Below are 18,550 nucleotides of genomic sequence, written 5' to 3'. Positions count from 1 at the left end.
GACCGTGCTAGGGTGCGGCCATGACTGAACAGACCGATAAGATCAGCGCCACCGAATCCCTGAAACGCGCCCTCGCGGCCAAGAAGGCCGGAGGCCCAGGCGGCCAGCCGGGCGTGAAGACGGTCGGCAAGGCGCCCGAAAAGGCCATGCAGCGTCAGGCGGCGGCGGCGAACAAGCCGGCCTTCCGCAAGGCTTCGAAGCGGGGCTGATTTGAGCCTTCCTCCCCATGAGAATGGGGAGGTGGTGCGGCGCGTGACGCAGGGTCGCTTGAGTGGCTGACGTTTGCGTCGCCCCCTCCACCGCTACGCGGTCCCCCTCCCCACAAAGTGGGGAGGAAAGAGGAGGCGGGCCTCAAGTAGGCCGAAGGCCGGTAGGCCCCTAAATTAAAGCCCCATGCGCTTGGCGCGGGCGGAGATTTCCAGCAGCAGGCGTTCGGCGATCAGGGCTTCGGGCAGGCCCGTGGTCTTGGTGGCGATGTCGGCGGTGTTGACGCTGTCCTGAACCTCGTCGAGCGACTCCAGTCGCCAAGCCCTGGCCTGGCGCAGGATTTCCGCTTCCTGCTTCCAGAAGACGCCGGCGGACTTGGCGGCCTCCTTGGCGCCGGCGCCCGCGGCTTGCAGGACGTTGATGCGGCGCAGTTTTCCCAGGTGGATGGCGGCCATGCGCACCGCCATAACGGCGCTTTCGCCCTCGGCCAGGGCGCGTCTCAGGCCGGACTGGGCCGGACCCGGGCGTCCGCCAAAGGCTTGCAGGGCGGCGTCGGACAGGGAGGCGTCGGGCTCGACGCCCAGATGCTCTTCCAGTTCCGGCACGTCGATGGTGCGGCCCGAACCTGGCCCGATGTAGAGCACCAGACGTTCGATTTCTTGCCGCATCAGGCCGCGTTCGCGGGGCAGGCGGGCGACGAAGCGGTCGAGGGCGTCGCCGGTCAGGCCGACCTTGTCGGCGCTCAGGGCCTCGCGCGTCATGCGGGCGACGTCGCCGACCTCGTCCTCGTAGCAGGCGATGCCGACCGCGCCGGGCGACTTCTCGGCGGCCTTGCGCAGGGCGGATTCGCGGCCCAGCGCCCCGGCCTCGATGATCAGCATGGCGTCGGGGTTGTAGCCGCCGTCCGCGTGCATGGTCAGGGCGGCGGCGATGGCCTTGTCGACGCTGGGCTTGCCTTCCGACAGGCGGATACGCACCAGTCGCCGCCCGCCGATCATGCTCAGGGCCGTCAGCGCCTCCTCCAGCTTGACCGCGTCGCCGTCGATGTCGGCCTCGGTCAGGAAGGTGACGTTGAACGGGTCGTTCAGGTCGGGCGTGATGGCCTTGTAGAGGGTCAGGGCGCGCTCGGTGACGCCCGAGCGGTCCTTGCCGTGGATCACGGCGGCGCGGATATGGGCGTCCGGCGACCTGAGGAAGCGGTCGACCTCGGGCCGTTTGGCCAGGATCACGCGGCCACTCCCTCGGCTAGGCCCTTCAGAACAGGCTTCACTGGCCGGCCAGGGCGCGCATCATGTCCAGCCGGATCAGGCGCGCCAGATCGGCGGCGGCCCGGTCCTCGCCGTCTTGCTGGGCGGCGATGGCGGCATAGGGCTGGTCGGCGGCGGCATAGGTGGTGGTCGTGGTCTGGGAACCCTTGATCGGTTCCCCGCCGCTGACCGGGGTCAGGGTCCAGTCCGCCTTGACCGTCAGCTCATAGCGGCTGGCCGTGTCGTCGATGCGCCGGCCCAGGGGACGGCGTTCCTGGCTCACCTCGGTTGTCAGGCGATAGAGGGGCTGGACCGAGCCGTCCCGGCCGAAGGCGTCCTCCAGCTGCTCGCGCAGGCGATAGCCGAGGCGGTTGTCCGGCGTGGTCACGGCGATGCGCGACAGACCCGCACCCACGCCCGTCTCGCCATAGAGAGGCGTGAAGCCGCAGCCGGACAGCAGGGCGGCGCCCGCGACGGCGATCAGGGCGAGGGCGAGACGCATTAGCCGGCCACCAGATTGACGATACGGTCGGGCACCACGATCACCTTGCGGACGCTGAGGTTGTTGGCGGCAAGGTAGGCCTGAACCGTCGGATTGGCGAGAGCGGCGGCCTCGACCGTGGCGTTGTCCGACCCGCGGGGCAGGACGACCTCGCCGCGGCGCTTGCCGCCGATCTGGATGGGCAGGGTGACGGCGTCGTCGGCGGCCAGAGCCGCGTCATAGACGGGCCAGGGCGCGTCCAGAACCATGCCGTCCTCGCCCAACCGCGCCCAGGCTTCTTCGGCCAGGTGGGGGGTGAAGGGGGCGATCAGGCGGGCCATGGTCGAGAGCGCCGTCTTCTTCGCCTCGCCGCCGGCCTTGTCGTGTTGACGCAGCGTGGCGAGGAAGGCGTAGAGCTTGGCGATGGCCGAGTTGAAGCGGAAGCCCTCAACGCCCTCGCTGACCGCCTTGATGGTCTTGTGCGTCTCGCGGATCAGGCTGGCGTCCACATCGGCGTTGGCGGCCGCTTCAGGATCGAAGCCGTCGAACTCGGTCCAGACGCGCTGGACGAAGCGGCTGGCGCCCTCGACGCCCCCGGCCGACCATTGGACGTCGCGTTCCGGCGGGCTGTCGGACAGGACGAACAGGCGGCCGGCGTCGACGCCGTAGGCCTCGATAATGTCCTGGGGCGCGACCACGTTCTTCTTGGACTTGGACATCTTTTCGATGTCGCCGATCGTCAGGGGAGCGCCCGTGGACAGGCGGGTGGCCACGCGCTGACCGTCCACCGTCTCGATGCGCACGTCCGAGGGCTCGACCCAGCGCGGCTTGCCGCTGGGCTCCAGGCCTTCGTAGTAGGTCTCGTGGACCACCATGCCTTGGGTGAACAGGCCGGCGAAGGGCTCCTTCACGTCCATCAGACCGGCGTCCGACAGGGCGCGGGTGATGAAGCGGGCGTAGAGCAGGTGCAGGACCGCGTGTTCGACGCCGCCGATATATTGATCGACCGGCAGCCATTTCGACGCGGCGGCCTTGTTGATCGGCGCATCCGCCTTGGGATCGGCGAAGCGGGCGAAGTACCAGCTGGAATCGACGAAGGTGTCGAGCGTATCGGTCTCACGACGGGCTTCACCGCCGCAGGTCGGGCAGCTGACGTGTTTCCACGTCGGGTGACGATCCAGCGGGTTGCCGGGCACGTCGAAGGTCAAGTCCTTGGGCAGCTCGACCGGCAGTTGCTCGCTCGGCACGGCCACGGGACCGCAGGCCTCGCAGTGGATGATGGGGATGGGGCAACCCCAGTAGCGCTGGCGGCTGACGCCCCAGTCGCGCAGGCGATAGATGGTCTTGGCCTCGCCCTGGCCGGCGGCCTCGATACGGGCGATGGCCTCCGCCTTGGCGGTGTCGATGTCCAGGCCGTTCAGGAAGTCGGAATGGAACAGCGATCCGGGGCCGGTATAGGCCTCGTTGGCCACGGCGAAGTCGTCGCCGGCGCCCTCGGGACGCACGACCGGGATCACCGGCAGGTCGTATTTGCGGGCGAAGTCGAGGTCGCGCTGGTCGTGGGCCGGGCAGGCGAAGACGGCGCCCGTGCCGTATTCCGACAGGATGAAGTTGGCGATCCAGACCGGAACCTCGGCCCCGGTAAAGGGATGGACGACCTTCAGGCCCGTGTCCCAGCCGATCTTCTCGGCCTGTTCGATCTCAGCCTGAGAGGCGCCGCCCTTGCGGCATTCGGCGACGAAGGCGGCGACGCGCGGGTCGGCCTCGGCCAGCTGTTTCGAGATGGGGTGATCGGGGGCCAGGCCGACGAAGCTGGCGCCGAACAGGGTGTCGGGGCGGGTGGTATAGACCTCGACCGCGTCGTGACCGGCGGGGGCGGCGTCAGCGGCGAAGGCCCACTTCATCTGCAGGCCCTTGGATCGGCCGATCCAGTTTTCCTGCATCAGGCGGACCTTGTCGGGCCAGCGGCCTTCCAGTTCCGACAGGCCGTCGATCAGATCATCCGCATACTGAGTAATGCGCAGAAACCACTGGTTCAGCTTGCGCTTCTCGACCAGGGCGCCCGAGCGCCAGCCGCGTCCGTCGATGACCTGTTCGTTGGCCAGGACGGTGTTGTCGACCGGGTCCCAGTTGACCACGCCGTCCTTGCGATAGACCAGACCGCGTTTGTACAGCTCCAGGAACCAGGCCTGCTGCTTGCCGTAATAGGTCGGGTCGCAGGTGGCGAACTCGCGGCTCCAGTCCAGCGACAGACCCAATAGCTTAAGTTGGTCGCGCATCGTCGCGATGTTGGACCAGGTCCAGTCGCCGGGGTGGACGCCGCGCTCCATGGCCGCATTTTCGGCCGGCATGCCGAAGGCGTCCCAGCCCATGGGATGCAGGACGTCGAAGCCCTGCGCCCGCTTGTGACGCGCCACCACGTCGCCCATCACATAGTTGCGAGCGTGGCCCATGTGGATGTTGCCCGACGGATAGGGGAACATCTCCAGCACATAGTATTTGGGCCGCCCGGTGTCCTCGTTCGACACGGAGAAGGCGTCAGCAGCCGCCCAGCGGGCTTGCTGGCGGGGTTCGGCGGTCTTGGACTCGTAACGAGTGGCCACGGCGTATCCTGAGGTATCGCCTCAGGCGCGAAGCTTGAGGCGGCCCTGAGGTCTGCGTTGGGGTGGCGGAAGCGGGAAGCGGCTCTTAGCGAGCCGCGTTGGCGAGATTAAGCTGACGCGCGCGGGTCAGGATGGCGTTCTCCAGATCGGTTTCCGTCTGGGCCGCGACCGGGGCGGCGGTCCAGGCGCCGGCGGCGTCCTTGACTTCCTTGGTGACGGACACGTTCAGGGCGTCGGCGCGCAGGCGGCGATCCAGGATGAAGACCGTGGCCTTGAAGCGCTCGTTCGGCGCCTGCGGATTGACGTACCAGTCATAGTTGACGACGCCGCCCCACGGGTCGGCGCTGGCCAGGGGCATGAAGGCCAGGGTGTCCAGCGTCGCGCGCCACAGATAGGCGTTCACGCCGATGCCCAGTTGGGCGTCAGCCTTGGGGGCCTTATCCTTGCTGCCGACGAAGGGCAGGCTGGAACAGCCGCCCAGCAGCAGTCCCGACGCGATAAGGGCGACCGCAGCGCCGCGAACAAATGCCATTCCGAGGTCTCCGTAAAGGTTCGAGGCCGAGGCGTGGAGCGGACCCTTGAGCGCACGCGCCCATTGATCCGCGCACGTCTGCGCCGCAGTCACGCTCTATAACACGGCGAAAAGGGGCCGTGACAAGGCGAACCGCTGTTCGCAACGCCGAAGCTGAACAATTGGCGTGGTGTCAGCGCCACAGGACTCGCCAGAGTCGCGTGAAAATGCAGCGAAAGGGCCTGTGGATGACTAGCTTGCGTTGACCGGGCGTGACGGCGGTGTCTAATCGCCGAGATAGAAACAAGCGTCGGCGTCTGAACGTCGGGCTCAAGGGTTGGAAGATGCGTATCGTTGCGATCATCGCTGCGACTGTGGGCGCCCTGGCTATCGCCGGGACGGCTCATGACGCCTCGGCTCAGGGCCAATCCCAGGTTCGGGGCCGCGCCCCCGCCGTCTCTCTGACCGAAGCCGCCCAGGCGTCGAATTCGACGCCCGCGCCGCAACGTCGCGGCCTGCGCTGGAACGACAGCGGCCGCTGGGGCCTGAACTTCAACCTCAACCAGCCCGTGGGTCGTGAGACCGACTGGGGCGATGTCGAGGCCGGCGCCTACTACCGCCTCAGCCCGCGTCTGCGGGTCGGCGCCGCCGCCAACCTGGCCACGCCCGAAGTCGATCCGGCCCGTGCGCCGGAAAGCGCCGCCGACCGCCGCGCCGCGCCGCGCGTGCGTCTGGAAACCATCTTCAAATTCTGATCGCGTCTGGCCTTAGGGCCTGAAGGCGGCTTGAACGGCGTCCACGCTCGCGATCCCGCATGCGCCTGATCCCAACAGATCAGCGACATTGCCCGCCCCGATTCCGCCCAGGGCATAGATGGGGCAGGGGGCGTGGGTCCTCAGCGCCTTGAAGCCGTCGATGCCCAGAACCGGCTTGCTCCCCGAGGCGCCGCCCGCCGGAAACACCGGCGACAGCACAAGGGCGTCCAGATCGCGCGCCGCCTTCACAGTCGCTGCCGAATGCGCCGCCCCCGTCAGCAGCCAATCGGGCCGCCGCCCCGACAGGGCATAGGCCGCCGACAGCGCCCGTTCGGGCAGATGCACACCGTCCGCCTCGATCCGCTCCGCCAGATCGGAGTCCAGCCCGACCAGCAGGCGGACGCCCGCCGCCTGGGTCGCCGCCCGCAGCCGCAATCCGGTCTCCAGCGCATCCGCCGCCCCGAAATGCCGGAACACCACGCCCGCGCCGGCGGGCAGGCAGGCCGCCGTTTCCCACGGCCGGGGCGTGCGAACCGGGTCGGTGAAGAAGAGCAGCGGCGGCAGGGGTCTTTTCGGCGGGCTGACAGCCGCCGCCGCACGGGCTAGAGCCGTCGCTGTCTGCCACAGCGTGCACGCGTCTTCGGACAGGGTCATGACCGCCTCTAATCCCGCTTCCATCGGTCCGTCCATCCATGATCGCTTCGCAGCCGTGCGAGGGCGGATCGCTCAGGCCTGCATCAAAGCGGGCCGCGACCCGGTCTCCGTCATCCTGACCGCCGTGTCCAAGACCCAACCGCCCGACTCGCTTGAGGCGGCCCTGGCGACCGGCCAGCGCGTCTTCGGCGAGAACCGGGTGCAGGAAGCGCAAGGCCACTGGGCAGAGCGCCGCGCCGCCTTGCCCGACCTCGAACTGCGCCTGATCGGCCCGTTGCAGACCAACAAGACGGTCGAGGCGGTCGAGCTGTTCGACGTCATCGAGACCCTGGACCGCGAGAAGCTGGCGGTCGCCCTGTCCGCCGCGATGAAGAAGACAGGCCGCCGCCCCCGTGTCCTCGTCCAGGTCAACACCGGCGCCGAACCGCAGAAGGCGGGCGTCCTGCCCGCCGAGGCTGACGCCCTGATCGCCGCCGCGCGGGATATTCACGGCCTCAGCGTCGAGGGCCTGATGTGCATTCCCCCAGCGGACGAGGCGCCGGAACCGCACTTCGATCTTCTGGCCGAAATCGCCGCCCGAAACGGGCTGTCGGTGCTGTCTATGGGCATGAGCGGCGACTATGAAACCGCCATTCGCTGCGGCGCGACCCATGTCCGGGTCGGTTCGGCCCTGTTCGGGGAACGAAATACGCCCCTAAAACCCTCTTAAAGCGATGAAATAGCGGAGCACCCTTGGCGAACCCCTCAAGCCTCGCCATTCTCTAGTCATGGCGACCCCCAAGACGATCCTCATCATCGACGACGACGACGACCTGCGCGAGGCGCTGGCCGAGCAGCTGGCCCTGCACGAGGAGTTTCGTCCCGTCCAGGCTTCCACCGCCACCGACGGGGTGCGTCAGGCGCGCGAGGTTCGCGCCGACCTGATCCTGCTGGACGTCGACCTGCCCGACATGGACGGCCGCGAGGCCTGTCGCCTGATCCGCAAGGCGGGGGTCTCGACCCCAGTCATCATGCTGACGGCGCAGTCATCGGATTCCGACGCCATCCTCGGCCTCGACTCGGGGGCCAACGACTACGTCACCAAGCCCTTCCGCTTTGCGGTCCTGCTGGCCCGCATCCGCGCCCATCTGCGCAGCCACGAGCAGTCCGAGGACGCCGTCTTCCAGATCGGCCCCTACGAATTCCGCCCGGCGTCGAAGATGATGCTGGACGACAAGGGCAAGAAGGTCCGGCTGACCGAGAAGGAAACGAACATCCTCAAGTACCTCTATCGCGCCGGGGCCAAGCCCGTGTCGCGCGAGGAGCTGCTGACCGAGGTCTGGGGCTACAACGCCGGCGTCACCACCCACACCCTGGAAACCCACATCTATCGCCTGCGTCAGAAGATCGAGCCCGAGCCCGGTCAGGCGCGGCTGCTGCTGACCGACGCGGGCGGCTACCGCCTCCAGCCCTGACCTTGGCCTGACGAACTGATGAGCGAGCGTCGTCCGACCCCGCCTCTGGTGGCGCTTCGGGCCTTCGACGCCGCCGCCCGCCTCGGGAGCTTCCGCGAGGCCGCCGAGGAGCTGGGCGTCACGCCCGGCGCCGTCAGCCGCCATATCAAGGCGCTGGAGATGCGGCTGGGCCTGCGTCTGTTCGACCGCTTCAACCGCTCGGTGGTTCTGACCGCCGATGGCCGCCGCCTGGCCCAGGGCGTGGCCGACGCCTTCGAACGGCTGGAAAGCGCCCTGGAGGCCGTGCGACCGGGCCGCAGCCGTCAGCTGCGGATATCCGCCCTGCCGTCGCTGGCGGGCAAGTGGCTGTCGCCGCGCCTGCATCGTTTCAGCGAGGACAATCCGGACCTCGACCTGATCGTCTTCGCCGAGGACCGCATCGCCGACCTGTCGAACGGCGAGGCCGACGTGGCTCTGCGCTACGGCGAAGGCCCTTATCCCGGTCAGGTCGCGCGTCGGTTGATGAGCGAACGCCTGATCCCCGTCTGCGCCCCGTCGCTGGCGGCGGCGCGGTCGATGCACACCCCGGCGGACCTGCTGGGCGCCGTGCTGATCCATGAAAGCTGGCACGACCTGCCCTTCGCCGACCGTATGGGCTGGAAGGCCTGGTTCGAGAGCGCGGGCGTTGTCGATCCGCGCGTCCACAACCTGCGTGGGCCGGTCTTCAGCCACAGCCATCTGGCGCTGGAGGCCGCCCTGTCGGGACGCGGCGTGGCCCTGACCTCGGCGCCCCTGGCCGCTGACGACCTGAGGGAGGGGCGGCTGATCCAGCCCGTCGACCACGCCCTGACCAACAACCTGGCCTACTGGGCCGTGGTCCTGCCGGAACGCGCCGACGAGCCCAAGCTGAGGCGCTTCCTGAACTGGATCGAGGCCGAGGCCCACGCCGGCCCCATCGAGTGATCTGAACTCACTCGACCCAGCCTAACCGTGGTTTGTCCACAGCGGGTCGATGGATCATGTTCGGTGCATTCGGATCTCCCCGCCGAAAGGACCAAGACATGAAACTCGTGCACCCCCGCGCCGACGCATTCTCGTTTGAAGCCGTCGTCGTCTTCACCGGCAGCGTCACCCTGATCCTGCTGGGCGTTCTGGCCGGCGCTAAGCTGCTCGGCGCCGCCTAAGACCAGAGCGAAATCGGTTCAGATGCGATCGCATCTGAACTCAGATCTTCGCGCCAGGCTCTAAGGACAGGCGGTCGCTCCCCCGATCGCCTGTCGTCTGCTCATCTGAAATTTTCTAGACGTCCAGGTCCATCACCACGGGGGCGTGGTCGCTTGGCCGTTCCCATTCGCGCACCGTGTCGAGAATGCGGGCGCTGCCCTTGACCACGGCCGGCGTCAGGCCCGGCGAGGTCCACAGATGGTCCAGCCGCAGGCCCCGGTTCGACACCCGGAAGTCCTTGGCGCGATAACTCCACCAGCTGGCCAGTTTGACCGGGTCCGGGATCTGATCGCGCACGACATCGGCAAATCCGCCGGCGTCTTGCAGACGACGCAGGGTCTCGATCTCGCCCGGCGTATGGCTGACCACCTTCAGCATGAATTTGTGATTGAAGACGTCGTTGTCGCCCGGCGCGATGTTGAAGTCGCCCGCCAGGACCAGGGGCCGCTGCTGGTCGCGGGTCTTCATCTCGGCGGTCAGGCGCTCGTAGAAGTCCATCTTGTGATCGAACTTCGGGTTCAGCTTGCGGTCGGGAATGTCGCCGCCGGCCGGGATGTAGAAGTTCTGCACCTCAACCCCGCCGATCAGGCCCGAGACGCAGCGACCATGACCTTCGCGGCAGACGTCGAGCGCAGGGCCTTCGCCGTCGAGAATGGGCAGCTTGCTGGCGATGGCCACGCCGTGCCAGCCCTTCTGGCCGCGGATCTTCAGATAGGGCAGACCCATTTGCTCAAAGGCTTCCCGAGGGAACTGGTCCTCGGTGCATTTGATCTCCTGCAGGCACAGGACGTCGGGCGCGTATTCGGCGACGAAGCGGGCGACCTGATCGACGCGCAGGCGGACCGAGTTGATGTTCCAGGTGACGATGCGAAGGCTCATGGCCCGGCCTTAGCATGGTCGCGACCAGAAAAAAGCGCCCGGAACGGGTCCGGGCGCTGAACAGGTTCGTCTCTCTCGCCGCCGGGAGGGGATGATTCCATGGCGGACAGAACGACCGCCGTCGTTCCTGTGCTTAAAGTGTCACAGCTGAGAAAAAAGTCAAATCAACAAAATACGTCAGGGCTGTGCAGGCCCCGTGACGCTCGCCTTAGTTGCGGCTGGGGCGGCGCGTCGGATCGCGCAGCTGGAACAGGCTGGCGGCCAGACCCGAGGCCGGCTGCAACGAGGTCAGCTGGATGCGGGTGCGCGACCCTTGCGCGTCGGTGATGGTCCATTCCTGCAGGCGCAGCGGCGATCCGGCGAAGGCCAGGATGACCGAACCTTCGGCGGGCTTTGACGCGTCGCGGGCCGTGATGGCGAAGGCGCCCGACGCCATGCGGGTGACGCGGTCGACGCGCACGCCCTGGTCCAGACGGACCTCGCGGGCCAGGAAGGTCGACAGCGGCGTGGCCGCCAGCGGCACCTGACGGAAGACGTTCAGGCGGGGGTCGTAGCGTTTGACGTTGTTGCCGTCGGCCACGACCAGCAGGCCCGCCGGCTCGGTGTATTCGAACCGCATCTTGCCGGGGCGTTGCAGCCAGAACTTGCCGGTGCGTTGCTGGCCGCCCGGTCCGGTCTCGATGAAGTTACCCTGCGCCGCCGTCAGGCCGGTCAGATAGGCCTGGGCCTGACGCAGGGTGGCCTGGTCCTCGGCGGACAGGCTGGACTGGGCCGAAGCGGGCGCGGCGGCGATGATCGCCAATGCGGCGGCGCTGAAACCGAAGGCGCGGCGTGAAATCGTCATGTCTTGTCTTCTCCCGTTCGGGATGAGGGTTCGGATGGTCATCAAGCCGCAGGCAGACGGCGACCCCATGACCCCAGCCTGACCATATTTCGGCGCTCCGATGAAGCGGTGTTCATTGTCTTAAGGGTCCTATCGCTCGCGACGCGGTCGCTCGCTGCTTGAGGACGAGGGCGTTTAACGGGCTTAGGTCGCGTGTAGTTCCGTTCAACCGAGCTGGCTTCGGCGTGGAGCAGCGAGCGACCGCGTCGCGAGCGATAGCGCCCGGCAGCGAAGCTGCCGCTTCGGCGCAGCCGACTAGGTCAAGGCGGCGGGCCGGCCAGGATGTCGCGCTTGCCGGCGTGGTTGGCGGGGCTGACGACGCCTTCCTGCTCCATGCGCTCGATCAGGGTGGCGGCGCGGTTGTAGCCGATTTGCAGGCGGCGCTGGATGTAGGAGGTCGAGGCCTTGCGGTCGCGCGTGACCACGGCCACGGCGCGGTCGTAGAGGTCGTCGCCCGACCCGCCGCCGTCCTCGTCAAAGGCGCCGTCGCCGTCGCCGTCCGGCTCGTCGGTGATCAGGTCGAGATAGTCGGGCTCGGCCTGGCTGCGCAGGTGCTTGCACACCTCCTCGACTTCCTGGTCGGTGACGAAGGGGCCGTGCAGGCGGGTGATGCGGCCGCCGCCGGCCATGTAGAGCATGTCGCCCTGACCCAGCAGCTGCTCGCCGCCCTGTTCGCCCAGGATGGTGCGGCTGTCGATCTTGGACGTGACCTGGAAGCTGATCCGGGTCGGGAAGTTGGCCTTGATAGTGCCGGTGATGACGTCCACCGACGGGCGCTGCGTGGCCATGATCAGGTGGATGCCGGCGGCGCGGGCCATCTGGGCCAGGCGCTGCACGGCGCCTTCCACGTCCTTGCCGGCGACCAGCATCAGGTCGGCCATCTCGTCCATGACCACGACCAGATAGGGCATGGGCTCGGGGCGGATCTTCTCGGACTCGTAGATGGGACGGCCCTGCTCGTCGAAGCCGGTCTGGACGGTGCGCTCGAAATGCTCGCCCTTTTCCTGGGCCTCGCGGGCGCGCTCATTGTAGCTGGCGACGTTGCGGACGCCGAGCTTGGACATCCGGCGATAGCGGTCCTCCATCTCGCGCACGGTCCACTTCAGGGCGACGACCGCCTTCTTGGGATCGGTCACGACCGGCGCCAGCAGGTGCGGGATGCCGTCATAGACCGACAGCTCCAGCATCTTGGGGTCGATCATGATGAAGCGGCATTCGGCGGGCGTGTGGCGATAGAGGATCGACAGGATCATGGCGTTGACCCCCACCGACTTGCCCGAGCCGGTGGTGCCCGCGATCAGCAGGTGGGGCATGCGCGCCAGGTCGGCCACGTAAGGCTCGCCGCCGATGGTTTCGCCGAGCGCCAGGGGCAGAAGATGGGTCTTCTTGTCGTACTCGCCGCTCGCCAGCAGGTCGCGCAGATAGACGGTCTCGCGCTTGGCGTTGGGAAGCTCGATGCCGATGGCGTTGCGGCCCTGAACCACGGCGATGCGGCAGGCGCGGGCCGACATGGAGCGGGCGATGTCGTCAGCCAGGGCCACGACGCGGCCATGCTTCACGCCCGGCGCGGGGACCAGTTCATAGAGGGTGACGACCGGGCCGGGGCGGATCTGGTCGATGGCGCCGCGCACGCCGAATTCCTGCAGCACGCCTTCCAGCATCTTGGCGTTCTGCTTGAGGGATTCCTCATCGACGGCGCCGACGCGCTGCTGCGGCTTGGACAGGATGCCGAGCGAGGGCAGGTCGAAGCCGTCGCTGGGCTCGAACTCAAAGGTCTGCTGGTCGGCGTCGCGTGCGGGGCGGGGCGCCTTGACGGCGGCGACCCTGGGCTCAGCGGCGCGAGTGGCGCCGCGCGCGGACGGCGGCGCGATCGGGGCGACAGGGGCGGCGTCTTCCCACGGCGGGACCGAGGCGCCGGGCGCCTCGTCGTCGGCATAGGGATCGGCGGCGTAGGGATTGTCCTCGGGCGAATGGTCGGCGGGCGCGGCTTCCGGCTCGGGCGCGCGGCGAGGCTTGCGCGCAGACGGAGCGGCGGCGGCCTCGGCGACGATGCGGGCGTCGCCCTTGAGCCCGGCTTTTGAAGGCGTCTTGACCTTGGCGGGGCGGTCCGCGCGGTGGGCGGCGTGCTTATCGGCGGCCCAGCCGGCGGTGTCGGTGAAGTCGCGCAGGCGCAGGCCCACGGCGTAGCCTAGGGCCCACAGGCCGAGGATCAGGAACAGGCCGCCGGCGATCCAGCGTCCGCCCGGAATATGCAGAGCGGCGAGGCCTTGGGCCGACAGGCCCGTGACGCCGTCGCCCCACAGGCCGCCCAGCCCGGCGGCCAGCGGCCACTTGGCGGGGGCGGCCAGGGCCGACAGCGCCGCCGACAGCAGCAGGACGCCGGAGATCGCGCAGAAGACCTTGAAGGCCGTGGGCTGCAGACGGTGTTGCAGGGCGTCGCCGATGGCTGTGGCCAGCCCGAAGGCGATCAGCAACAGGACGGCGGGCCAGGCGGCCAGGCCTAGCGACTGCATCATCAAGTCGGCGAGGGTCGCGCCCGTTCCGCCCAGCCAGTTGGTCGGCCCCTGCGTCGAGGCGGCGTTCCAGCTGGGGTCCGCCGGGTTCCACGAGATCATGGCGACCAGCAACAGGGTCGACAGCAGGGCTTGCAACACGCCGCGAAAACGCACGGCGAAGGGCGCGCCCCAGACGATGCGGGCGGTGGACCAGGCGCGTTGGCCGAGCGCGAGGGCGGCGGACATGAAGGCGAACCTCAGAAGACTAGGCCTCCCTTGTCGCGCGACAGGGTTAAGGGGCTGTTTACCAGCAGCCTAGTGGCGAGTGGTTAGTGACGAGTGGCGAGGGATGTCGACAGTCGCTGTGGGACCTTTTCGTCACCCGCCACCCCTCACTCGCCACTTTGTCCCACTGGACGCGAGCCCTGATCGGCGCGACAGAAGACCCATGGCTGACACCGACTACGACATCATCATCGCGGGCGCGGGACTGGCGGGGGCGACCTTCGCCCTGGCGGCGGCGCAGGGCGGGCTGAAGCCGGTGCTGGTCGATCCCCAGCCCTTCGACGCCCAGCTGGCGCCGACCTTCGACGGGCGCTCGACCGCCATCGCCTATTCGACCTTCCGCATGCTGGACGCGCTCGGTCTGGGCGAAAGTCTGCGGCCCCACGCCTGCCGCATGGATCGCATTCTGGTGACGGACGGCAAGCGACCGGGCGCCGCCAGCCGCCCGCCGTCGCCGGCCTATATCCGCTTCGACGCCGACGAGATCGGCGACCGCAACGGCGGCGAGCCCCTGGGCTATATGCTGGAGAACCGCCGCATCCGTACGGCCTTGGCCGAGGCCGTCACCGCCGCCGGGATCGAGGTCCGGGCGCCGGCTTCGGTGGATGGCGTCGAGGTCGGGCCGGGCCTGGCGACGGTGACGCTGAAGGACGGCGCGACCATCAGTGCGCCTCTGGTCGTCGGCGCCGAGGGGCGCGGCTCGACCGTGCGCCGTGCGGCCGGCATCGACACCTTCGGCTGGGGCTACGGCCAGAGCGGCGTGGTGGCGACGGTCAAGCTGGGCCGCGACCACGGCAATGTCGCCCATGAATATTTTCTGCCCGACGGCCCCTTCGCCATCCTGCCTCTGACGGAGCAGCGGGCCAGCCTGGTCTGGACCGAGAGCACGCGCCGGGCCGAGGCGCTGAAGGTGGCTTCGGACGAGGCCTTCCACGCCCACCTGATGCGGCGCTTCGGCGAGTTCCTCGATGGCGTCGAGGTCGTGGGGCCACGCTTTGTCTATCCGCTGTCCTTGCAACTGGCCGAGAAGCTGACCGCGCCGCGCATCGCCATCCTGGGCGACGCCGCCCATGGCGTGCACCCGGTGGCGGGGCAGGGGCTGAACATGGGGCTGAAGGACGCCGCCGCCCTGGCCGAGGTCCTGACCGACGCCGTCCGGATCGGCGAGGACATCGGCTCGGAGCTGGTGCTGGAGCGCTACGCTCGCTGGCGCCGCTTCGACAATGCGGCCCTGGCGGCAGGCTTCGACGGCTTCGTGCGGCTGTTCTCCAACGACCTGGCGCCGGTGCGGCTGGCGCGCGATCTGGGCATGGCGGCGGTCAACCGCATCGCCCCCCTGCGCCGCGCCTTCATGCATGAGGCGGGCGGGGCGACCGGGGATCTGCCGAAGCTGCTGAGAGGCGAGGCGCTCTAGGCGTTTAGGCTTTCCTCCCCACCTGTGGGGAGGGGGACCACGAAGTGGTGGAGGGGGCGGCACAGAGGACTGACGTGGAGTCGCCCCCTCCGTCACCTATGGCGCCGCGCCACCTCCCCATTCGCTTCGCGAACAGGGAGGAAAGACGCGCCTTTAGGTCAGTCGTGGGTGTGCAGCAGGACGTCGCCGCCGTCGCGGCGGTCGGCTTCCTCGACGGCGCAGCGCAGGGCCGAGGCGCGGGTCTGGAACAGGCCGAAGAAGAGGCCGTCCGAGGAGGCCAGGCGCCAGACCCGGCCCGCTCTCTGGATTTCGAACAGGACGGGCCGGGGCGGGGCGGCCAGGGGCTGGGCGGTCATGACCTGGGCTCGGCGTGGTTCAGGCGGTCCGCCTGACGCTGAAGCTGGCGGGCGATGCGCAGCGCCGCTTCGCGGTCAGGAAAGGGCCGCGTGGCGCAGCTGTCCAGGGTGACGCACCAGCCGCCGTCGCGAGCGACGACGCCATAGGTGCGGCTGCTGTGGGGCACGGCCTCGGCCTGAATTTCAGGGACGCCGGCGTCGGGATAGCCGCTCATCATCGCGGGCGGCTCCGGTCGGCGGGGTCGCGCGGGGTGCAGCCGAGATAGAGGGTCAGAACGGTCTGGGTCATGCGCCAGACGCTGGACGTGGCTCCAGGCGGGGCGGCGCGGTTGAGGGACTGGTTCAGCAGGGCGCGGCGGCTCATGGGAGGTCTCCTTCAGAGGCTGAAGAAGACGCCCAAAACGCATAAGGGCGCGATGAGGAAAGCGGGCGCCCGCCTAAGCGCGGCGTAAACTCGGTTCCCCTCGCCTCAGTCCAGCGGGCGGGCGTCCTCGACCAGCATGATCGGCACGCCGTCGCGGATGGGGAAGGCCAGCTTGGCGCCGGCGGAGATCAGCTCGTTGCGCTCGCGGTCAAGGGTCAGGCGGCCGCGCGTGACCGGGCAGACCAGGACCTCCAGCAGGCGGGGATCGACCGAGACGGGGGTGTTGAAGGCGTCGCTCATGATCTTCTTTGTTTCCTATCGCTCGCGCCGCGGGCGCTCGCTGCTTGAGGAAGTGGCTTCTTAGGGGGCTATCGCGCTTCGCGCTACTTGAGCCCCGGCGCCTACTGCATCGCCGGGCTGTCGTCGTCGCCGGGGTCGGCGGCGTCGATGCGGAGCAGGGCGGTCAGGGCCTCGGCGCGGTTTTCCAGCGAAGGGGCCTCCAGCAGGGCCTGCTTTTCGGGCGGTTCGAAGGGCAGGGCCATGGCCAGGCTGTTGATCAGGGCTTCCTGAGGCGCGATCTCGGCGGTGTCCCAGTCCACGTTCAGGCCGCGATGCTCCAGATAGGGGCGCAGGGCGTCGAGGAAGTGGTCGCGGTCGAAGTCGGCGGCGGGGTCGGGCGCGCGCAGGTCGGCCTCGAACGGGGCGAAGTCGGCGTGGACCTGACGATAGGGCGTCTTGACGGGAAGCTCGCTGCTCACGCGGAATCGGCACACCCCGGTCAGGGTGATCAGATAGCGGCCGTCCGATGTCTCGTTGAAGCTGGTGATGCGACCGGCGCAGCCGACGCGGGCCAGCGGCGGCTGGGGGTTGTCCAGCCCGGTCAGGGGCTGGATCAGGCCGATGATCCGGTCCCCGGCCATGGCGTCATCGACCATGTTCAGATAGCGCGGCTCGAACACGTTCAGCGGCAACTGGCCGCGTGCCAGCAGGATCGACCCCGGCAAGGGGAAGACCGGGATCACCTGGGGCAGTTCAATCGCCTTGATATAGCCCTGGGCCATCGCCGCTCTCCGATCAGGCGAACAGGATGGAGGACAGTCGCCGGCGACCGTCGCGGGCGACCTCGCTGGCCCCGCCGGCCGCGTCGAAAATGACCAGCAGCTGCTTGCGCGCCGCCTGGTCGTTCCACTCGCGGTCGGCCTTGACGATGGCCAGCAGCTGATCGACCGCCCCGCCCAGATCGCCCGCCGAGGCCAGGGCCAGGGACAGGTCGTAGCGGGCCTGATGGTCGCTGGGATCGGCGGCGATCCTGGCTTCCAGTTCCGCCGTCGCGCCGGTCGGGGCCGAGGCGACCAGAGACAGCTGGGCGCGGACGCTCTGGACCATGGGGTCGGTGGAGTCGGCCGGGGCCATGGCGATGGTCTGGCGCGCCTGCTCCGTGTCGCCCTCGGCCAGATAGACGCGGGCCATGCCGGCGATGGCCTTGGGGTTCTCGGGCTCGATGGTCAGGACATGGGCGAAGGCCTGGGCCGCGCCGCCCAAGTCGTTGAGGCCAAGGGATTCCTCACCCAGCGACAGCAGTTGCTCGACGTCGGTGTTGACGCCGGCGCCGCCGGTCAGCTTGTCGATGAAGGCCTTGATCTGGCTCTCGGGCACGGCGCCCTGGAAGCCGTCGACCGGCTGGCCGTTGACGAAGGCGTAGACGGTCGGGATCGACTGGACCCGCAGCTGGCCCGCATAGGCCGGGTTGGCGTCGACGTCGATCTTGACCATCTTGACCGCGCCCTTGGCGCCGCGCACGGCCTTTTCCAGCGCCGGGCCCAGGGTCCGGCACGGGCCGCACCAGGTGGCCCAGAAATCGACGATGACCGGCTGATGTTTCGAAGCCTCGATCACGTCGGCCATGAAGGAGGCGTCCGTGCCGTCCTTGATCAGGTCGGCGGGCGGGTTCAGCGTCGGGTCGGCGAAGGTCATGATCGGGTCCGCATCTGGATCGAAGAATCGTAACGGATCAGATGGCGTCGGGATGCCTCGCCATCAAGCGTTGAAATGGACGCAGTCGGCGCCGCGCCGCGAGGCTTCGGACCCGGCGACGAAAAAACAGAGTCCAATTCGTCTGAATCGTCTGAAATCGACCGCCGCGCGGCCCGCCATGAAGGTCGCCATAGCAGGGGTCTGCGTCAGAAGGGGACGCGCGGGCGGGAAACGGACCCGAGGAATGTCGGCTGAGGGTGGTTAGCGGACTTCTGGCAGTTGGAAGCTGGTGAAATCCAGATCGGTAAGTTCCTGGCCGCCCATGCTGTCCTCGCCGTAGGTCACGCCTTCGATGGTGGACAGGTAGCCATCATCATCCCAGAGGGTGACCGACATCCCGTACCGTGTTCCTGGCACGTCGAAATGAGCGCTTTTGTGAGTGATAGGCAGCGGACCCGACGCTGCCCTGTCCACTTCAATGCGGGTGTAAAAGCCAACTACCGTGTCGACCCTATCGGTCACGCGGCTTGCCGCAATCTGGCGTCTAAACTCGTCCGCCTCCGCCCCGAACAGCCCGGCGAGCACGTCTAGGGCGCGGCGCTCGAAGTGGGTCAATTGTGGAAAGGGAGCGACCGGCGGATAGCTAGCCAACGGCTCCTCAAGCCATCCGGTGCGGTCAGGGATATCTGCCATTTAGCGATTGTCTCATGGCTTGGCGAAGGTCCGCAACGGGTCGAGGCTGTGTGAAAACGCCTCCAGCTCGAGCGAATTAGGTTAGCCTTCTG

The 18,550-nt window shown here is 68.4% G+C and carries 22 protein-coding genes; 7 read left to right on the top strand and 15 right to left on the bottom strand.

Going from position 1 to position 18,550, the window contains the following annotated elements; genetic code table 11:
• Nucleotides 1-20 precede the first annotated feature (20 nt).
• Complete coding sequence (locus DXK21_RS13085; RefSeq protein WP_114818228.1) at nt 21-209, top strand: hypothetical protein; 189 nt, start codon at nt 21-23, stop codon at nt 207-209.
• Between the two features lie 174 nt (nt 210-383).
• Here DXK21_RS13085 and holA read toward each other — a convergent pair whose 3' ends face one another.
• From holA to DXK21_RS13065, 4 genes are all read right to left on the bottom strand, one after another.
• The gene (holA, locus tag DXK21_RS13080; protein ID WP_114818227.1) at nt 384-1,436 is read right to left on the bottom strand and encodes a DNA polymerase III subunit delta; all 1,053 of its coding nucleotides are present in this window, start codon (nt 1,434-1,436) and stop codon (nt 384-386) included.
• 37 nt (nt 1,437-1,473) lie between these two features.
• Entirely contained in the window at nt 1,474-1,956 is a 483-nt protein-coding gene (gene lptE / locus DXK21_RS13075; RefSeq protein ID WP_114818226.1) for an LPS assembly lipoprotein LptE, read from the bottom strand.
• Nucleotides 1,956-4,538, bottom strand: coding sequence for a leucine--tRNA ligase (leuS, locus tag DXK21_RS13070; RefSeq protein ID WP_114818225.1), 2,583 nt, complete (start codon nt 4,536-4,538; stop codon nt 1,956-1,958). Before leuS ends, lptE begins: the two co-directional genes overlap by 1 nt.
• 85 nt (nt 4,539-4,623) lie before the next feature.
• Nucleotides 4,624-5,070 carry a DUF3576 domain-containing protein gene (locus tag DXK21_RS13065; protein WP_114818224.1) on the bottom strand — a complete coding sequence of 149 codons (447 nt, stop codon included), beginning with the start codon at nt 5,068-5,070 and terminating at the stop codon, nt 4,624-4,626.
• Between the two features lie 323 nt (nt 5,071-5,393).
• On the opposite strand from DXK21_RS13065, the gene DXK21_RS13060 reads away from it, so the two are divergent.
• Entirely contained in the window at nt 5,394-5,804 is a 411-nt protein-coding gene (locus tag DXK21_RS13060; RefSeq protein WP_114818223.1) for an NtrZ family periplasmic regulatory protein, read from the top strand.
• A gap of 12 nt (nt 5,805-5,816) precedes the next feature.
• Here DXK21_RS13060 and DXK21_RS13055 read toward each other — a convergent pair whose 3' ends face one another.
• A complete protein-coding gene (locus tag DXK21_RS13055) occupies nt 5,817-6,458 on the bottom strand; it encodes a thiamine phosphate synthase (protein ID WP_170136965.1) in 642 nt (213 codons plus the stop codon).
• On the opposite strand from DXK21_RS13055, the gene DXK21_RS13050 reads away from it, so the two are divergent.
• The 4 genes from DXK21_RS13050 (at nt 6,457) to DXK21_RS17065 (ending at nt 9,075) form a co-directional block, all read left to right on the top strand.
• Nucleotides 6,457-7,167 (top strand): YggS family pyridoxal phosphate-dependent enzyme, encoded by a 711-nt coding sequence (locus DXK21_RS13050; RefSeq protein ID WP_114818221.1) that lies wholly within the window; start codon nt 6,457-6,459, stop codon nt 7,165-7,167. The two genes, DXK21_RS13055 and DXK21_RS13050, sit on opposite strands and share 2 nt — an antisense overlap.
• Nucleotides 7,168-7,225: 58 nt before the next feature.
• Nucleotides 7,226-7,912 carry a response regulator transcription factor gene (locus DXK21_RS13045; protein WP_114818220.1) on the top strand — a complete coding sequence of 229 codons (687 nt, stop codon included), beginning with the start codon at nt 7,226-7,228 and terminating at the stop codon, nt 7,910-7,912.
• Between the two features lie 18 nt (nt 7,913-7,930).
• Nucleotides 7,931-8,854 (top strand): transcriptional regulator GcvA, encoded by a 924-nt coding sequence (gcvA, locus tag DXK21_RS13040; protein ID WP_114818219.1) that lies wholly within the window; start codon nt 7,931-7,933, stop codon nt 8,852-8,854.
• A gap of 98 nt (nt 8,855-8,952) precedes the next feature.
• Nucleotides 8,953-9,075 (top strand): hypothetical protein, encoded by a 123-nt coding sequence (locus DXK21_RS17065; protein ID WP_255500235.1) that lies wholly within the window; start codon nt 8,953-8,955, stop codon nt 9,073-9,075.
• A 115-nt stretch (nt 9,076-9,190) separates the two neighbouring features.
• On the opposite strand, the gene xth is transcribed toward DXK21_RS17065, so the two are convergent.
• From xth to DXK21_RS13025, 3 genes are all read right to left on the bottom strand, one after another.
• Nucleotides 9,191-9,994, bottom strand: coding sequence for an exodeoxyribonuclease III (xth, locus tag DXK21_RS13035; RefSeq protein ID WP_114818218.1), 804 nt, complete (start codon nt 9,992-9,994; stop codon nt 9,191-9,193).
• Between the two features lie 208 nt (nt 9,995-10,202).
• The gene (locus DXK21_RS13030; RefSeq protein ID WP_114818217.1) at nt 10,203-10,838 is read right to left on the bottom strand and encodes a LolA family protein; all 636 of its coding nucleotides are present in this window, start codon (nt 10,836-10,838) and stop codon (nt 10,203-10,205) included.
• Nucleotides 10,839-11,137: 299 nt separating this feature from the next.
• Nucleotides 11,138-13,618, bottom strand: a complete 2,481-nt coding sequence (locus tag DXK21_RS13025; protein WP_114818216.1) for an FtsK/SpoIIIE family DNA translocase — start codon at nt 13,616-13,618, stop codon at nt 11,138-11,140.
• 202 nt (nt 13,619-13,820) lie between these two features.
• On the opposite strand from DXK21_RS13025, the gene DXK21_RS13020 reads away from it, so the two are divergent.
• Nucleotides 13,821-15,071 carry a UbiH/UbiF/VisC/COQ6 family ubiquinone biosynthesis hydroxylase gene (locus DXK21_RS13020; RefSeq protein WP_114818215.1) on the top strand — a complete coding sequence of 417 codons (1,251 nt, stop codon included), beginning with the start codon at nt 13,821-13,823 and terminating at the stop codon, nt 15,069-15,071.
• Between the two features lie 158 nt (nt 15,072-15,229).
• Here DXK21_RS13020 and DXK21_RS13015 read toward each other — a convergent pair whose 3' ends face one another.
• The 7 genes from DXK21_RS13015 to DXK21_RS12990 form a co-directional block, all read right to left on the bottom strand.
• A complete protein-coding gene (locus DXK21_RS13015; RefSeq protein WP_114818214.1) occupies nt 15,230-15,427 on the bottom strand; it encodes a hypothetical protein in 198 nt (65 codons plus the stop codon).
• Complete coding sequence (locus DXK21_RS13010) at nt 15,424-15,642, bottom strand: hypothetical protein (protein WP_162790671.1); 219 nt, start codon at nt 15,640-15,642, stop codon at nt 15,424-15,426. The genes DXK21_RS13015 and DXK21_RS13010 overlap by 4 nt, the downstream gene beginning before the upstream one ends.
• Entirely contained in the window at nt 15,642-15,791 is a 150-nt protein-coding gene (locus DXK21_RS16575; protein WP_162790670.1) for a hypothetical protein, read from the bottom strand. The genes DXK21_RS13010 and DXK21_RS16575 overlap by 1 nt, the downstream gene beginning before the upstream one ends.
• A gap of 105 nt (nt 15,792-15,896) precedes the next feature.
• Entirely contained in the window at nt 15,897-16,091 is a 195-nt protein-coding gene (locus DXK21_RS13005; protein ID WP_114818212.1) for a Trm112 family protein, read from the bottom strand.
• 101 nt (nt 16,092-16,192) lie between these two features.
• Nucleotides 16,193-16,852 (bottom strand): LON peptidase substrate-binding domain-containing protein, encoded by a 660-nt coding sequence (locus DXK21_RS13000; RefSeq protein ID WP_114818211.1) that lies wholly within the window; start codon nt 16,850-16,852, stop codon nt 16,193-16,195.
• A gap of 13 nt (nt 16,853-16,865) precedes the next feature.
• Nucleotides 16,866-17,765, bottom strand: a complete 900-nt coding sequence (trxA, locus tag DXK21_RS12995) for a thioredoxin (RefSeq protein WP_114818210.1) — start codon at nt 17,763-17,765, stop codon at nt 16,866-16,868.
• 261 nt (nt 17,766-18,026) lie between these two features.
• Nucleotides 18,027-18,458, bottom strand: a complete 432-nt coding sequence (locus DXK21_RS12990) for a hypothetical protein (protein ID WP_114818209.1) — start codon at nt 18,456-18,458, stop codon at nt 18,027-18,029.
• Between the last annotated feature and the right edge of the window lie 92 nt (nt 18,459-18,550).

The sequence above is a fragment of the Brevundimonas bullata genome (genome assembly GCF_003350205.1).
Lineage (GTDB): Bacteria > Pseudomonadota > Alphaproteobacteria > Caulobacterales > Caulobacteraceae > Brevundimonas > Brevundimonas bullata.
The sequence above is the reverse complement of the archived record's forward strand: the minus strand, read 5'-3'. Positions and strand labels throughout refer to the sequence as shown.